This window comes from Nannocystis sp. (genome assembly GCF_016714285.1).
GTDB lineage: Bacteria > Myxococcota_A > Polyangia > Nannocystales > Nannocystaceae > Nannocystis.
In genome coordinates this window covers 120388-136122 of sequence record NZ_JADJNN010000038.1, presented here as the reverse complement: position 1 = coordinate 136122, position 15735 = coordinate 120388, and the positions used below count along the sequence as shown (strand labels likewise).

At 72.6% G+C, this 15735-nt stretch carries 14 protein-coding genes; 7 read left to right on the top strand and 7 right to left on the bottom strand.

Annotated elements, in window-relative coordinates:
- Positions 1-18 precede the first annotated feature (18 nt).
- Genes IPJ59_RS34105 through IPJ59_RS34090 form a run of 4 tightly spaced genes read left to right on the top strand, consistent with a single transcriptional unit; the run spans position 19 to position 7360 of the window.
- Entirely contained in the window at positions 19-2262 is a 2244-nt protein-coding gene (locus IPJ59_RS34105) for a P-loop NTPase family protein (RefSeq protein ID WP_293246520.1), read from the top strand.
- Between the two features lie 13 nt (positions 2263-2275).
- Positions 2276-4531 (top strand): cation:proton antiporter domain-containing protein, encoded by a 2256-nt coding sequence (locus IPJ59_RS34100; protein ID WP_293275456.1) that lies wholly within the window; start codon positions 2276-2278, stop codon positions 4529-4531.
- 40 nt (positions 4532-4571) lie between these two features.
- Entirely contained in the window at positions 4572-6494 is a 1923-nt protein-coding gene (locus IPJ59_RS34095) for a CASTOR/POLLUX-related putative ion channel (protein ID WP_293275455.1), read from the top strand.
- Positions 6495-6523: 29 nt separating this feature from the next.
- Complete coding sequence (locus IPJ59_RS34090; protein ID WP_293246512.1) at positions 6524-7360, top strand: hypothetical protein; 837 nt, start codon at positions 6524-6526, stop codon at positions 7358-7360.
- A 61-nt stretch (positions 7361-7421) separates the two neighbouring features.
- Here the strand turns inward: IPJ59_RS34090 and IPJ59_RS34085 are convergent, their stop codons facing one another.
- The 7 genes from IPJ59_RS34085 to IPJ59_RS34055 form a co-directional block, all read right to left on the bottom strand.
- Positions 7422-8567, bottom strand: a complete 1146-nt coding sequence (locus IPJ59_RS34085) for a hypothetical protein (RefSeq protein WP_293275454.1) — start codon at positions 8565-8567, stop codon at positions 7422-7424.
- Positions 8568-8599: 32 nt separating this feature from the next.
- The gene (locus IPJ59_RS34080) at positions 8600-9442 is read right to left on the bottom strand and encodes a sulfotransferase family protein (protein WP_293246507.1); all 843 of its coding nucleotides are present in this window, start codon (positions 9440-9442) and stop codon (positions 8600-8602) included.
- Positions 9443-9456: 14 nt separating this feature from the next.
- Positions 9457-9783, bottom strand: a complete 327-nt coding sequence (locus tag IPJ59_RS34075; RefSeq protein WP_293275453.1) for a hypothetical protein — start codon at positions 9781-9783, stop codon at positions 9457-9459.
- Between the two features lie 22 nt (positions 9784-9805).
- On the bottom strand, positions 9806-10735 hold the full coding sequence (locus IPJ59_RS34070; RefSeq protein WP_293275452.1) for a hypothetical protein: 930 nt from the start codon (positions 10733-10735) through the stop codon (positions 9806-9808).
- 60 nt (positions 10736-10795) lie between these two features.
- On the bottom strand, positions 10796-11803 hold the full coding sequence (locus tag IPJ59_RS34065; RefSeq protein WP_293275451.1) for an ABC transporter permease: 1008 nt from the start codon (positions 11801-11803) through the stop codon (positions 10796-10798).
- Positions 11796-12587, bottom strand: a complete 792-nt coding sequence (locus IPJ59_RS34060) for an ABC transporter ATP-binding protein (protein WP_293246496.1) — start codon at positions 12585-12587, stop codon at positions 11796-11798. The genes IPJ59_RS34065 and IPJ59_RS34060 overlap by 8 nt, the downstream gene beginning before the upstream one ends.
- 316 nt (positions 12588-12903) lie before the next feature.
- Positions 12904-13722 (bottom strand): helix-turn-helix domain-containing protein, encoded by an 819-nt coding sequence (locus IPJ59_RS34055; RefSeq protein ID WP_293275450.1) that lies wholly within the window; start codon positions 13720-13722, stop codon positions 12904-12906.
- 55 nt (positions 13723-13777) lie between these two features.
- Here IPJ59_RS34055 and IPJ59_RS34050 point away from each other — a divergent pair, with 55 nt between their 5' ends.
- The 3 genes from IPJ59_RS34050 to IPJ59_RS34040 all read left to right on the top strand — a co-directional run bounded on the left by IPJ59_RS34050 (position 13778) and on the right by IPJ59_RS34040 (position 15725).
- A complete protein-coding gene (locus IPJ59_RS34050) occupies positions 13778-14458 on the top strand; it encodes a histidine phosphatase family protein (RefSeq protein WP_293246493.1) in 681 nt (226 codons plus the stop codon).
- A gap of 80 nt (positions 14459-14538) precedes the next feature.
- Entirely contained in the window at positions 14539-14832 is a 294-nt protein-coding gene (locus IPJ59_RS34045; RefSeq protein ID WP_293246490.1) for a polyhydroxyalkanoic acid system family protein, read from the top strand.
- A gap of 2 nt (positions 14833-14834) precedes the next feature.
- The gene (locus IPJ59_RS34040) at positions 14835-15725 is read left to right on the top strand and encodes an SAM-dependent methyltransferase (protein ID WP_293275449.1); all 891 of its coding nucleotides are present in this window, start codon (positions 14835-14837) and stop codon (positions 15723-15725) included.
- Positions 15726-15735: the final 10 nt, after the last annotated feature.

Genomic DNA, 15735 nt, shown 5'->3' with positions numbered 1-15735 from the left:
CCTGTTATCCTGCCCCGCGTGATCCTCGACCCGCAGGCCGTCCGCTTGGCCCAGTGGTTCGCTGGTCTCCAGGACCGCGTCGACAAGCTCGTCGACGATCGCCTGCACGGCGCCTGTGCGCAGCAGCTGGAGCAGGTCTCCGCGACCCTCCAGGCCGCCGCCCAGGTCGCCGGCCCGCCCGCGCTCACACCCGCGACCCTGCAGCCGCCCCCAGGCACCACCACCGGCCTGCTCGCCGATGCCGATGCCAGCGCCCTCACCAACACCAGCCCCGGCGAGGACGACTCGCTCTACCTCGCCTTCCTCGGCCCCGAGGCCCGCCCGCGCCGCACCAACCTCCACAGCGAGCCCCTCCCCGCGCGCCCGCCCGAGGCCCGCGGCTGGAAGTCCGCCCTCGAGCAGGACATCCGCCCCGCCCTGCACCGCGCCCGCGGCACCCTGCGCGCCTCCGGAGCAGCCTTCCGCGACGGCAGCGCCCTCGCCTCGCTGCGCGACGAGATCGACGCGACCCTCGCCCGCCAGCCCGAACAGCTAGACCTCGACATCCACCCCGAGGACTCGACCATCGCCGCCACCCTCCCGGTCGCCCACGTCGAAGTCCCCCTGCGCCGCTGGCTGCGCGAGACCCTGCAACCCGCCCTCCAGACCACCCTCATCGACTTCAGCGCCCGCATCGCCACCGCCGTCGACGGCGCCACCAGCGAGCTCGAGCGCATCGAGACCGTGCTCGACTACCACCTCTTCATCGTCGAGGACGGCCGCGTCGCCGAGCACCGCGACGAGTCGGCGCGCACCGGCCTCGGCCACGGCGTGCGCCTGGTCCAGCAGCTCGCCGAGCGCCTGGACCGCGACGTCGCCCGCATCTACCGCTGGTTCATCGCCACCAGCGCGGACCACATGGACGACGCGCTGGCCCCCCTGCGCGCCCACCGGCCCGAGGAGATCAGCCAGGCCCTCGCCGCCAGGGCCCAGCGCGCCCAGCCCTCGTGGTGGTCGGGCACCAGCCTCGGCGCGCTCGCCCGCAACACCCGCGAGCTGTACGGCAAGGCCACCCCGCTGGTCCGCGAGCTGGTCCAGGACCTCCGCGGCGTCCTCCGCGACGACCAGCCCCGCCTCGGCTACTGGGACCTCGCCATCGCCAGCGACGCGATCCCCGACGACCGCCTCCCCGCCCTCTACCGCCGCCTGTTCGGCGAGATCCCGCTCGGCCTCGCCGACCTCTATCAACCCCGCCGCAAGCTCGAGCTCGCCTGCCGCCGCGTCTTCGAGACCTGGCTCTCGGGACAGCCCCGCCGCGGCGAACGAGCCGCGCTGCTCGTCGTCGGGGACCGCGGCGCCGGCAAGCGCACCCTCGTCAACCGCGTGCGCGCCGAGCTCCACGGCGAGCTCCCCGTCCGCTGGCTCCCGCTCGGCCCCCACCTCGCCAGCGAGCCCCGCCTGTGCGCCGGCGTGTGCGAGGCCACCGGCGCCGCCCCGGCCGAGAGCTTCCACGAGCTCGCCCAGGCCCTGCGCGCGCTCGGCCAGCGCCAGGCGATCGTGCTCGAGAACAGCGAGCAGCTGTTCCTGCGCACCCCCGAGGGCCTCGCCCGCGTGCAGTCCTTCCTCGACCTCATCCGCGCCACCGACGACGCGATCCTGTGGATCGTCCTGATGGTCAAACCGACCGCGGCCCTGCTCGACACCTGCCTGCGCCTCCCGCTCTACTTCGGCGAGGTCGTCCGCCTCGAACCCGAGTCCGCGACCTTCCTCGAGGGCATGGTCCGCGCCCGCCACCGCGTCAGCGGCTTCGGCCTGCGCTTCCGGGCCCGCCGCGCCCCCGTCCTCCAGCGCCTGCGCGCCCCCTTCACCCGCTCCGACCTGCTCCCCGACCCCGGCGAGGAGTGGTTCGCCCAGCTCGGCCGCATGACCGGCGGCAACCTCCAGCAGGCCCTCCAGTTCTGGCAGATCGCCGCCCGCATCGACGCCCAGACCCACACCGAGATCGTCGTCCGCCCCCTGCCCCGCCGCCGCGGCGGCGCCCTCACCCAGCTGAGCCTCGCCCAGCGCCTCGTGCTCGCCACCCTGGTCCAGCACGGCGCCCTCACCGAGGCCCAGATCCTCGCCACCCTCCGCCTCCTCGGCCACGGCGCCGCCCCCGAGATCGACGACCTCCTGCGCCGCAAACTGGTCGAACCCTGCCCCCACGCCGACGGCCACCTCCAGCTCCGCAACGCCGCCGTCGGCCCCGTCACCCTCGACCTCCGCTGGCGCAACATGCTCTAACCCCCGAGACCCCATGACCCTCGCAGCCTCCGCACTCGCCCTGCTCGCCGACGCCGCCCCGGCGCTTCAGGCCGCGCCGACCGTGCTCAAGTCGCTCCCGCACCATGCGGTGTTCCTGCTGCTGCTGCAGATCGCGGTGCTCCTGTTCACCGCCCGCCTGCTCGGCGAGCTCATGCGCAAGCTCGGTCAACCCCCCGTCATCGGCGAGCTGATCGCCGGCGTCGTCCTCGGCCCCTCCGTGCTCGGCGCCCTCGCGCCGCACATCCAGCAGTACGTGTTCCCGCCGATCCAGAGCCAGGCCGACCTGCTCTCCGTCGTGTCCTGGCTCGGCGTCCTGTTCCTCATCCTCGTCACCGGCTTCGAGACCGACATCGGCCTGATCAAGCGCCGCGGAAAATACGCCCTCATCGTCTCGAGCTTCGGCATCTCCATCCCGATGGCCGCCGGCATCACCTTCGGCTTCCTCGTGCCCGAGGCCTACCTCGCCGATACCGACCAGCGCCTCGTGTTCGCACTGTTCATGGCCGTGTCGATGAGCATCTGCGCGGTCCCGGTGATCGCCAAGGTCCTCATGGACCTCAAGCTCATCCGCCGCGACATCGGCCAGCTCATCCTCGCCTCGGCAATGACCGACGACACGGTCGGCTGGATCATGCTCTCGGTGGTCGCGGGCCTCGCCACCGCCGGCGCGATCGACCCCGTCTCGATCGGCCAGGCGATCGGCGGCGCCCTCCTGTTCCTCGGCCTGATGCTGACCATCGGCGTGCCGATCTTCTCCAAGATCATCTCCGGCGTCGACAAGCGGATCGGCGGCGCCAACACGCAGATGTCCCTGATCGTCGCGCTCGCCTTCGGCTGCGCCGCGCTCACCCACCAGATGGGCATCGAGGCCGTCCTCGGCGCCTTCGCCGTCGGCATCCTCGTCGGTCAGGCCCCGCGCTTCCGCAAAGAGGTCGCCCATACCCTCGAGATGACCACCGCGAGCTTCCTCGCCCCGATCTTCTTCGCCTCAGCCGGCGTCAAGGTCGACCTCGCCCGCGTCGCCACCCCCGAGGTCGCCACCATCGGCCTCATCGTCCTCGCCATCGCCTGCGCCTGCAAGATCGGCGGCGTCTATGTCGGCGCCTGGGCGGCCGGCCTGCCGCACTGGGAGCGCCTCGCCATGGGCTTCGGCATGAACGCCCGCGGCGCCATGGAGATCGTCGTCGCCACCGTCGGCCTCGGCCTCGGCATCCTCACCGTCGAGATGTACTCGATCATCGTCATGGTCGCGATCGTCACCTCGCTCATGGCCCCGCCGATGCTGCGCTGGTGCCTCGGCAAGGTGAAGATGGGCGACACCGAGGCCCGCCGCCTCGAGACCGAAGCCGTCAACGCCAGCAGCTTCATCCGCCAGATCCGCCGCGTCATGATCGTCACCCGCAGCGCCCACTCGGTCGATCTCCCGGCCCAGATCGTCGGCTACCTCAGCCACGAGCAGCCGATCGAGTGCACCGCCATCTACGCCCGCCCGCAGGCCGTGCACGCCGCCTGGTGGCAGATCTGGAGCCGCCGCACCCGCCGTTACGCGAAGCTCGGACAGCTGGCCCTCGAGCGCATCCGCCGGCCGCTGCGCCTGCTCAAGGGCTCACGCCCCGAGCTCAAGCTCATCTCCGACACCCACCCCGCCGAGCAGGTCCTCGCCGAGGCCGAACGCGACTACGAGCTCATCGTCCTCGGCGAGAACCGCCGCGCCATCGGCTCCGAGACCCTGCTCGGCGGCATCGTCGACGAGGTCGTCCGCAAGGCCCCCTGCCCCTGCCTCATCGTCCGCGAACCCCCGACCCCCGGCGACGGCAAACCGCCACCGTACCGCGTCTGGGTGCCCAAGAAGATCCTGGTCCCCACCGTCGGCACCGAGTACAGCAAGAACGCCGTCGAGCTCGCCGCCGTGCTCGCCGCCAGCACCCAGGCCGAGCTGACGATCGTCCACATCTCCCGCACCGACGCCAACGACGTCGACAGCGCGAGGCCCCGCGAGCTCGGCGACCAGATCGTCGCCCGCGAGGCCGAGCGCGGCCGCAAGTTCGGCGCCTCCATCACCACCGAGGTCCACGACGGCGCCCGCCCCGAGGAGCTCATCCTCAAGCTCGCCCGCGACGGCAACTACGACCTCATCGTCATCGGCAGCTCCCTCCGCGCCGTCTCGGCCCGCGCCTTCTTCGGCCACCGCGTCGAGAGCATGCTCAAGAACGCCCACTGCCCCGTCGTCGTCCTCAGCGCCGGCTGACGCGGTCGCCACCATCTGGCCCGAGAGACAGCCACGTCCCATGTCCACGCCCACGCCACCCACGCTCGGCGACCGCTTCCGCTACCGCTTCGACGCCCTGATGTCGCGCGGCGCCTGGGCCCTGATCCTCTGGCACCTGATCATGGCCCTCGCCGCCGTGCTCGCGGTGTCCCTGCTGGTGATCCTTTGCGGCGAGGTCCCGGCCGACGCCGACGGCGTCACGCTCGGCTTCCTCGCCCTGCTGTGGACCACCCTGATGCACGCGATCGACCCCGGCACGATCACCGGCGACGAGGGCAGCCGCGGCTGGCAGACACTCATGATGATCGCCACCGTCGGCGGCATCCTCCTGGTCGGCAGCCTCGTCGCCGTGCTGGTCGCCAGCGTCGCCCAGCGCTTCGACGCCCTGCGCCGCGGCCACTCCCGCGTGCTCGAGCAGGGCCACACCCTCGTGCTCGGCTGGTCGCGCCAGATCTTCACGATCGTCAGCGAGCTCGCGGCCGCCAACCAGAGCCACAAGGGCGGCTGCATCGTGATCTACGCCGACCTCGACAAGCTGTGGATGGACCAGGCCCTGCGCGCCCAGCTCCGCGGCACCGGCCGCACCCGCGTGGTCGTCCGCGCCGGCGACCCAACGGACCCCGGCACCCTCCACCTGGTCGCCCCCGAGCACGCCCGCTCGATCGTCGTGCTCGCCCCCGAGGCCGCCCGCGACGACACCCAGGTCATCCGCACCCTCCTCGCCGTCGGCCGCTGCGCCCCGGCCCCCGGCCGCAGCCAGCACGTCGTCACCGAGATCCGTGACCCGCGCAACCTCGCCGTCGCCCGCCTCACCGGCGAGCGCCGCATCGAGGTGCTCGAGATCGGCGACCTGGTCGCCAAGATCGCCGTCCAGACCTGCCTGCAGTCCGGCCTCTCGGTCGTCTACGACGAGCTCCTCGGCTTCGCCGGCGACGAGATCTACTTCGTCGACGCCGCACCCCTGGTCGGCCACAGCTTCGCCCACGCGCTCCACCAGTTCGAGGACTGCACCCTCCTCGGCCTGCGCGGCGTCGACGGCCGCGTCCAGCTCATGCCGGCCATGGACCGCGTCGTCGCCACCGGCGAGAAGCTCATCCTCATCGCCGCCGACGACAACCGCTGCAACGTGCGCCCGTGGTCCGGCAGCATCGACGAGGCCTGCATCGTCGCCAACCACAACCCCACCCACAGCCCCGAGCGCACCCTCATCCTCGGCTGGAACACCCGGGTGCCGGCGATCGTCCGCGGCATCGCGGCCTACGTCGCCCCCGGCTCCGCGGTCCTCGTCGTCAGCTCCGACCCCGCCGCCGCACCCGCGCTCGCCGAGCTCGCCGCCGAACTCCACAACGTCACGCTCGAGCACCGCGTCGGCGACATCAGCGACCGCCGCGTCCTCGACGCCCAGGACCCCCGCGCGTGGCACCACGTCATGGTCCTGCCCGACGACCGCATCGAGGTCAGCACCGAGGCCGACGCCCAGGTGCTGGTCGCCCTGCTCCACCTGCGTGACATCGCGGCTGACCTCACAATTGGCCTCGCTCGCCCTTTCTCGCTCGTCAGCGAGATGCGCGACGTCCGGAGCCGCGACCTCGCCGAGGTCGCGCGCGCCGACGACTTCATCATCAGCGACCGCTTCATCGGCCTGCTGCTCGCCCAGCTGGCCGAGAACGCCGAGCTCTCGGCGGTGTTCGCCGAGCTCTTCGACCCCGAGGGCGCCGAGATCTACCTCCGCCCCGCCGCCAACTACGTCGCCCTGGACCGCGAGCTCGACCTCCACACCCTCGTGCAGTCCGGCGTCCGTCGGGGCGAGGTCGTGATCGGCATTCGCCTCGCGCGCCCGACCCCGGACGACCCCAACCACGGCATCATCGTCAACCCGCGCAAATCGACGCGGCTCCGCCTCTCACGCGCAGATCAGGTGATCGTGCTGGCCGAAAGCTGAGCCACCGAGCGATGATCGCCGGACTCTCCATGCCGCTCACAATGGTCGCCACCCTCACGCTCGCGCTGCTGCAAGCGGCACCCGCCACGCCGACCTCGAGCCCCGCCACCCCGGCCCCCGCCGCCCCGACCCCCGCCCCGAGCCCCGCCCCAGCGACCCCCGTCGCCGCCCCGAGCCCATCGCCCGTCGTCGGCAACGCACCCGAGCCGGTCGTCGCGCCCGCGCCCGTGGCCGCCGAGCCCACGCCACCGCCCAGCACGCCGCCGCCCGACTGGTACCTGCCGAACGCCGCACCCGTGCCCGCGACGCCGCTCGCGGGCCCCGAGGGCACCGCCAGCTTCGACGCGATCAAGTACCGCCGCCTCGTCTTCTCCAACTTCTACACCCTCAACTTCGGCCTCTGGCCGATCCCCTCCGGCGACTTCTCGTTCTTCCTCGGCACCAACCTCCGCCCGCGCCGCAGCAACTTCGGCAAGGACTGGAACACCGCCCTCGGCTACCAGCTCACCCTCAGCGTCGGTGGCGCGGACGCCTACTTCGGCGAAGCGCAGGTCATCGCGGACCACTTCGACAACACCGACGCCATCGAGTTCTTCGGCCCGGTCTTCTTCCACCGCCACGCGCTGATGGCCCAGGGCTTCGGCGGCCGCAAGGGCCGCCTCTACTACGCGCTCGGCGGCGGCGCCGTGATGTGGCAGACCTACCTGATCGGCATCGAGGGCGAGGGCAAGCTCGGCTACATCTTCTCCGCGCGCGAGGGCTCGCGGGTCAAGGGCGTGTTCGGCGGCCAGATGCGCCTCGGCGGGGCCTTTGAGGGCGTCCCGCGGCCGCAGTTCGGCCTGTTCATCGGCTTCATGGTGTTCTAGGCGCCGCCGAACCGCGTGCACGGGGCCCCGCGGTGATACGGCCGTGAGGCCGTGACCGAGACTAGAACTGCAGCCGCAGCCCGCCGGTCCAGCTGCCGTGCGGCGTGCGGTTGACCGCCGGCGTCAGGCGCTCGCTGAGGCGCGAGCCCCGACTCGCCGCCTGGTAGGCCCGTCGCTTGCGCATGCCGATGACCAGGTTCGGGATGCCCACGCCGAGCATCACCCCGGCCGGGAGGATCTGCGGCAAGTAGATGAACAGATACGAGGGCGTGATGCCGAGGAAGACCAGCCCCGAGAGCATCAACGGCGCGCCCACGCCGACCAGGATGCCGCCGGCCACCAGGTTGCCGGTGCCGGTCGGCAGGTCGCTCGGCTGCACGGCCATCCGGCCGCGCACCTCGACGATCTGCAGCTTCGGGATCAGGGCGATCTTGCCGTCGCGCTCGGCGTCGATGATCGTCACGAAGTCGCCGTCGACCCCGATGATCAGGCCCGTCACCTTCGCACCCGCCGCGTACACCACCGCCTCGCGGCCCTTCATCGCCTGCAAGATCGTCTCCAGCTGAGCCGCCGCGCTGGCGATCCGCGGCGCCGGCGTCGGGCCGACCACCGGCGGCGGCACCACCGACGCCTCGCTGGCGATCGACGGCTGCGCCGGAGCCAAAGCCGGAGCCGGCGCCGGCGCCGGTGGCACGACGCTCGCCGGCTCCACCACCACGCTGCGCCCCTTCGCCGACCCCGCCAGCGTCGGTGGCACAACGCTCACCGGCTCCACCACGCTGCGCCCCTTCGCCGATCCCGCCACCTGCGCCTGCGCCACGTCCGGCAGCGCCAGCGGCAGACAGGCCGCCAGCACCAGCGCCGGACCACGCGCCCGCGGCCACGCGAAGTGACCATACACCCGGTCCGCCAGCACGAACCCCGCGACCGCTGGCCCCTCGGGTTCCACGCGCCGGACCGCGGGGATCGGCGTGCTGCGCAGCGTGACGAACACCGGCCCGCGCAGCGCCGCCGGCTCGTCGTCCACGATCATCCGCAGCCGCGTGGCGACGATCCCCGCCGCGACCAGATCCGCGAGCGGCGAACGATCGTCGTGATCCGCCTCCTGCTCGCGCAACAGCCCCGGATCTACCCGCGCAAAGGCAGCCACATCGGGCGGCGCGAGCGAGCTCCCGGCCTGCGTGAAGCGAAGTCCAAGCGGATTCATCGAATCAGCCTGCCCCAGCCCCGCCGCGCCCGTCAACCGCCGTGGGGCGCCCGCGCCAGCTCGAGCAGCGCCGCCGCCTTGACCGCCGCGTTGTGCTCAAGCAAGCGCGGCCGCAGCTCGCGGTCGACCTGATTCAGACGCTCGACGAAGCCCGGGCTGAGCGCCAGCCCGCGGTGGATGTGATCGTGCAGCTCGTCGAGCACGAGCAGCTGCGCGGGCTCCAGGCCGGTCTCGTCGACCTCCGCCACGGCCCCGTCACGCGCCGCGGCCGAGCCCTCGCGGTGGACCACGGCGCTGGCCTTCACCGCGTCGCCGACCCCGAGCCACCCTAGCACCTCGCGGATGGTCCGCTCCGGATCGGCGAGCAGACTCTCGTAGGACAGCATGTGCACCGGATACCGCCGCGTCGCCACGTCGCGGATCAGCGCGAAGTTCTCGGCCCACCACTCGAGCGCCGGCGGCAAGATCGGCGACTGACTCGGCGCCTGATTGGGCCCCTCCGCGACCTCGCCCGCGCGCCCCAGCGCCCGCAGACGCTCGCGCGAGCGGGCGAAGTCCCGCCACCCACGCACCGTGGCGATCACCCGATCGATGTACGCGAGATCGGTCCGGATGAGCCCCGGGATGAACACCTTGACCGCGTGCTGTTCGGTCTGGTCGGGGAACAGGAACACCCCGCTGACCGGGTGCGGGTTGGTGCGAAAGTAGATGCCCGCGACCAGCTCCGACTCGTAGAAGCCATCGGGGTTGGCCGCGTTCAGCTGCTCGCCCCAGTGCCGCGGCACCCGCTCGCCGATCACCGGCAGCCCCGCAGCCGCGAGGATCTGCATCCACATCGAGGTCCCCGAGCGCTTGGTGCCGGTGACGATGATCATCGCGCCGCGCGAGGCTACGGCAAGACCCGCACCCGCTGCAAGCTCGGCAGCATCGCCTCCGCCGAGCGCAGCCACGCCGCCGCGTACGCGGCCCCCTCGACCGCCTCGAGCGCAGTGTGGATCTTGCCCAGGGTCGTCCGCAGGTTCCAGCCGAAGCCCCGCGCGCACAGCAGGAAGTCGAACCAGTCGACGCACCAGCGCCGGTCGTGGAACAGCTCGAGCAACATGTCGAGCGCGACCCCCTCGCTGTTGACCACGGGGAACAAGCCCGCGATCACCGGCAGACCCTCGGCCGTGGTCCCGGAGACGCGCAAGCCGCGAAAGTTAGCGTCGAGATACATGGCCTCACCGACTGCGAGCGCTTCAGCCGTCCGCGAACAGCTCGTCGGCCGTGCGAGCCGTGAAGGCCCGCTCGACCCAGGCATCGATGCGCGACGGATCCTCGCAGCTCGCAATGCTGCGCCGCTGCTCGGGCGTCAGCACGACGCCGTTGCGCTCGAGGATCTTGAGCAAGACCTTGACCTCACCGCGAACCTCACCGCGAACCTCACCGCGCATCTCGCCGCGCGCCTCGCCGCGCGCCTCGCCGCGCTCAACCATGTCGTACACGAACCCGGGCAACTCGAGCTCGACGTCTGGGTACTGTCCACGGAGCATCGCTTCCTCCTTCAGGGCGCGGCGCATGGGCTCGTCCAGCGCCTTGTAGATGAGATGAAGATAGAGCCTGGCATCGACTTTGTCGAACGCGTCCAGCGCCGCCAGGGCGCTGCGGAGGACGGGCAGGCCGAGCTCCGGCTCATTGCAGTGGGCCATCGCCGAGAGCACGGCCAGCTGCGGGTTCGCTACACCGACGCTTGGGTCGACGACCGCGGGGATCTCGGCGGGTCCGAGCACGTGCACACGCACTTCGTTGTCCGGCCCGACGCGGATCGGTCGGCGAGCCCAGGCCGCGACCGCGGGGTCGGGTGCGACCACCAGGAGCAGCGTCTCGCAGCGGCGGCGCGAGCGATTCACCGTGAGGTACACCGGCCAGCTGAAGCGCTTGTCGTCATCGGCGCTCAGCTGCACCTCGACCACCGCGCCGAGCCGCGGCGCTCCAGCGCCAGCCAGCTCGACCACCAGATCAGCCCGGAACTCGATCGGCGCCAGCTGATCGAGCTCCGCCTCCGCGATCGAGACCGTCTCCCACGCCGGCAACACCACCGCGAACGAGTCCCGCAGCAGCTGCGGCACCAGCCCCGGGTTCGAGCGAAACATCTCCACCAGGGCCGCGTGCTCCATCGAGATCGACATCGCCGGCGCGGCCTAGCACGCTCGCGGTGCGGGCCCCAATTCGCCCATGGGCACCCCGGCCTACGCGTGCACGCCGGTGAGCCCGCGGCGGCGATGCACGGCCCGCTCGAGCGCGCCGAACACCAGCCCGTCGACCAGCACGCCGAGGATCATCACCACGATCATCCACGCGAGCAGCCCCTCGGCGTCGCTGAGCTCGCGCGAGAACTGCAGGCGCACGCCGATCGACGGCGCGTGGCCGATGATGACGAGCAGCTCGCCGGCCATCAGACTGCGCCACGCGAAGGCCCAGCCCTGCTTGAGCCCGGTGAGGAAGCCCGGCAGCGCGGCCGGCAGGATGATGTGGCGATACAGGCCGAGCCCGCGGGCGCCGAGCACCCGACCGGCGCGGACCAGCAGCGGCGGCACCTGGTCGAAGCTGTGCAGCAGTCCATTGGCGATCGAGGGCGCCGCGCCGAGCACGACCACCGCGAGGATCGCCGCCTCGCTCAGCTGGAACAGCAAGATCGCCAGCGGGAACCACGCGACCGAGGGCATGGTCTGCAGCCCCGTCAGCAGCGAGCCGGCCGCGGTCCGCAGGACCCGCACACGCGCCATCAGCAGACCGATCGCCACGCCGACCACCAGCGCGATCGCGTAGCCGAGCAGCGCTCGCTTCATCGTGATCGCCGCGGCCACCAGCACCTCGCCCGACATCGTGTCGGCGAACAGCCGACCGAGCACCGCCGCCGGCCCGGGCAGCACATAGTCCGGGCGCCAGCCGCTCAGCACCACCAGCTCCCACAGCGCCAGGGCCAGCCCGACCGCCGCCAGCTTGGGCCACAGCGCCGCCCACACCCGGGCCCCCCGCGCGCGCTCCGGCCCGGCCGCGACCACCTCGAGGCTGTCCTCAGGGACAGCTGCCGCCCGTCCCCTGCGGCTGTCCTCAGGGACAGCTCCCGCTCGCCGCTCCGACCCGGCGCCCGCGACACCGAGGCTGTCCCCGGGGACAGCCCCCGCCCGCCGGGCGGCGACGTGGTCGAGGTCGCCGGCGAGCGCGTGCAGGCGCGGCGCCGCCGTCTCAGGCATCGCGGACGGCCTCGTGCAGCCGGTCGGTGATCTCGCGGGCGCTGCGAGCCACCTCAGGCGACTCGATCCGCCGCGGCCGCGGGATGTCGATCGCGTACTCGGCCACCAGCCGCCCGGGGCGGCTCGACAGCAGCAGCACGCGGTCACCCAGGCGCACCGCCTCGCGCACGTTGTGGGTCACGAACACGACCGTCAGCCCGGTCTGCTGCCACAGGCTCTCGAGCTCGCAGTGCAGGTGGTCGCGCATCATCGCGTCGAGCGCGGCGAAGGGCTCGTCCATCAGCAGCAGGTTGGCCCGCTGCGCCAGCGCCCGCGCCAACGCGACCCGCTGCTTCATCCCGCCCGACAGCTCGTGCGGCCGCCTGCGGGCGAAGCTCTCGAGGTGCACCATCGCCAGCAGCTCGGCCACCCGCCGCCGCCGCTCGCCCCGCGCCACGCCCTGCATCTCCAGCGGGAACGCGACGTTCTCCTCGACCGTGAGCCAGGGGAACAGCGCCGACTCCTGAAACATCAGCGCCGGCCGCCCGCCCGCCACGTGCACCTGCCCGGCCGTCGGCGTGTCGAGCCCGGCGACCAGGTTCAACATCGTCGACTTGCCGCAGCCCGAGGCCCCGACCACGCACACGAACTCGCCCGCGCGCACGCTGAGCGACAGGGTGTCGAGGGCGACCACCGCGTCCGCGCCGACCCCGTGGCGCCGGCTCACACCCTCGAGGCGCAGCGCGACCGGAGGCAGCGCAGGAGGAGGGGCGAGCACGGGGGCGTGGGCGAGGGCGATGCTCATGGCGGGCTCCGCGAGACCCGACAGTCGTACATTATACTGGAATCACCGTCAATGTGGCGAATGTCGCGCACCGCCAAGACGCCACCCAGCCCGCTCCAGGGCCCGCCTCGGGCGACCCGCCCGACCAGATCCGCCCACCCGAGACAAATTTCCAGCGCCCTGAACGCGCCCGCCGCAGCTTGCCGGGCGCGGCCCGCCTGTGCTGTCGTGCTTCACATGCGCACCGCCTGGACCGTGCTGGTTGTGGAGCCCGCCTGCCTGCCCGGACCCCTACCCGGCCGCTAGCGCCTCGACACATGTCGTAAGGGACATGTCCCTACCGCCATGTCGCGCTCTCAGGGCCGGTGCGGTCCGGCGCTCGGCGAGGCCGACCGCACCGTCCTTGAGCGGAGGCTTCGCTTGCCGGAGGGCGGCAGGGGTTCCGCGGCGTGCGCCCCGGGTTCTCGTAGCTGTGCGCCACGTCGGCGACGAAGCACGCCGCGTCGCCAGCCGACAGGTCGTGCACCTCGTCGCCGACCCGCAGCCGCAGCGTACCGACCAGCACCGTCAAGCTCTCGCTGGTCCCGGCCGCGTGCGCGTCGGAGGCGTGCACCGTGTGCGGCGCCAGCCGCAGCTCGTAGACCTCGACCCCGGTGAGCACCCCCGCCGGCGTCAGCGGCCGGCTCTCGAAGTGGCCGTCCGCCGACTTCAGCACCCGCTGGTCGGGCCGCCGCAGCACGCTGACCCGCTCCGCGTTGTCCTCCCCGAGCAGCGCCGAGAACGGCACCTCGAGCCCGGCCGCGATCTTCCACAAGATCGCGATCGTCGGGTTGGTCTTGGCCGTCTCGACCTGCGAGAGGCTGGCCCGCGACACGCCCGAGCGCCGGGCCATGTCGTCGAGCGAGTAGCCGCGGGTCTTTCGCAGCGCGCGGATGTTGTCGGCCATGCGCCGGGTCAACTCGGCCGCGCCGATGTCCCCCGCGAGGTCGGCCGCCGCCTCCAGCAGATCGTCGCTCGTCGGCTCCGAGCTGGACGCCGAGGTCGCCCCCGCGCCAGGCCCCGAGGTCCCCGCAGATGTCGACGAGGCGCCCGCTGCGGGGGCCACAGCGGCGGTGGAGCGGGCCGGGCGATTGCCCTTCGGCGTGCGAACTGCCATAAGCGCTCCTCTCTTGTATGCCAAAGCTCCACCAGAATAAACCCCGGAAGCGCGGATGAGCGGAGCTGGCAGCGGCACTCCGGAGCGGCCGGTGCTGGTCCTGCTGCGCCACGGCGAGACCGTCGGCCAGTCGTCGATCCGCCTCCACGGCGCCACCGACGTCGCCCTCAGCTCGGTCGGCGAACAGCAGGCCGCCCGCGCCGCAGCAGCCCTGGCCGAGCTCCGCCTCGCCCGGGTGCTGTGCTCGCCGCTGCAGCGAGCCCGTCGCTCGGCGGAGATCGTGCTCGCGGCCCAGCCCGCCGCGCCCACACTCGAGGTGGTGCCCGACTTCCGCGAGGTCGACTTCGGCGCGTGGGAGGGCCTCACCTTCGCCGAGGTCGAGACCCGCGACCCCGACAACTTCCGCCGCTGGCAACGCGACCGGCCCGCCTTCGACTACCCCGGCGGCGAGCCGCGGGCCAGCTTCCACGCCCGCGTCCGCGACGCGGCGCTCACGCACCTCGGCGCCCCCTCCGAGCAGGGACCTGTCCTCGCGGTGCTGCACAAGGGCGTGATCAAGGCCGTCCTCGCCGCCCTCACCGGCCGCCCGCCCGCGGAATTCGCCGAGCTCCCCGTCACCCTCGGCAGCCTCCACCGCCTGCGCTGGCGCCCCGGCCCGGGCCCGTCCGGCGGCGCGTGGGAGCTCGCCTCCAGCAACGAGACGGCCCACCTCGGCGAGCTCGACCTCGGCTGCTGACCCCCGCGGGCGGTCACCCGCACGGCTCCTCGCAAGGCCCGGCGAGCTCGACCTCGGCCGCGCAGTGTTACTCTCGCCGCATGAGCGATGTCCGCGTCAGCCAGCCCCACAACGTCCCCCCCGACGAGGCCCGCAAGAAGGTCCAGGGCTTCGAGGAGATGCTGCAGAAGTACGGCGTGTCGGCGGCGTGGTCCGGCAACCAGGCCACCCTCAAGGGCACCGGCGTCAGCGGATCGATCTCCGTCCTGCCGCGCAGCGTCGACATCGTCGTCAAGCTCGGCATGATGGCCCGCGCCTTCGGCGTCGACCCGGTCCGCCTCGAGGCCTCGATCAAGAAGCGCCTCCAGGCCGCGTTCGAGGCGCCCGCGACCTGATCATGCTGCGCGCCCTGCTCGTCGCCGCCGCCCTCGCCGCCCCCGTTGGCCCCGTCGGCCCCGTCGGCCCCGTCGGCACCGCCGCCCCCGGTGGCACCGCCGCCCCCGGTGACGCGCCGGTCTACACCCCGCAGCTCGGCCAGTCCGGCAAGGACGTGATCTGGGTGCCCACGCCCGACGCGCTCGTCGACCGCATGCTGACGATGGCCCAGGTCGGCCCCGGCGATCAGGTGGTCGACCTCGGCAGCGGCGACGGCCGCCTGGTCCTGCTCGCCGCCAGCAAGTTCGGCGCGAGCGCCCGCGGCATCGAATACAACCCCGAGCTGGTCGCCCTCTCGCAGCAGCGCGCCCGCGCGGCCGGCCTCACCAAGCGGGTCCGCTTCGAGCAGGGCGACCTGTTCCGCCTCGACTTCCGCAGCGCAACCGTGGTGACCCTCTACCTGCTGCCCGCGCTCAACCGCCGCCTGCGACCGATCTTGCTGGCGATGCGCCCCGGCACCCGCGTCGTCTCGCACCAGTTCCACATGGACGACTGGGTCCCCGACGAGACCTCCTACTTCGAGCAACGCGCGGCCTACCTGTGGATCGTTCCAGCCCAGGTCGCCGGCGGCTGGGACCTGACCACCCTCGACGGCACCCGCTTCAACCTCGACATCGAGCAGGAGTTCCAGCGCATCAAGGGCCGCGCCGAGTTCCCCACGAGCCTCGGCACGATCAAGGCCGGCCTGCGCGAGCCCTCGCTGCGCGGCGACGAGATCCGCTTCAGCATCGTCGACCCGCAGGGCCGCCTGCTCGCGTTCACCGGCAAGCTGGTCGACGGCCACCTCGAGGGCGCCGTCCACGACCCGGGCCCCGCCCCGGGCACCTGGATCGCCGTCCGCCGCCCCGCATGAACAACACACC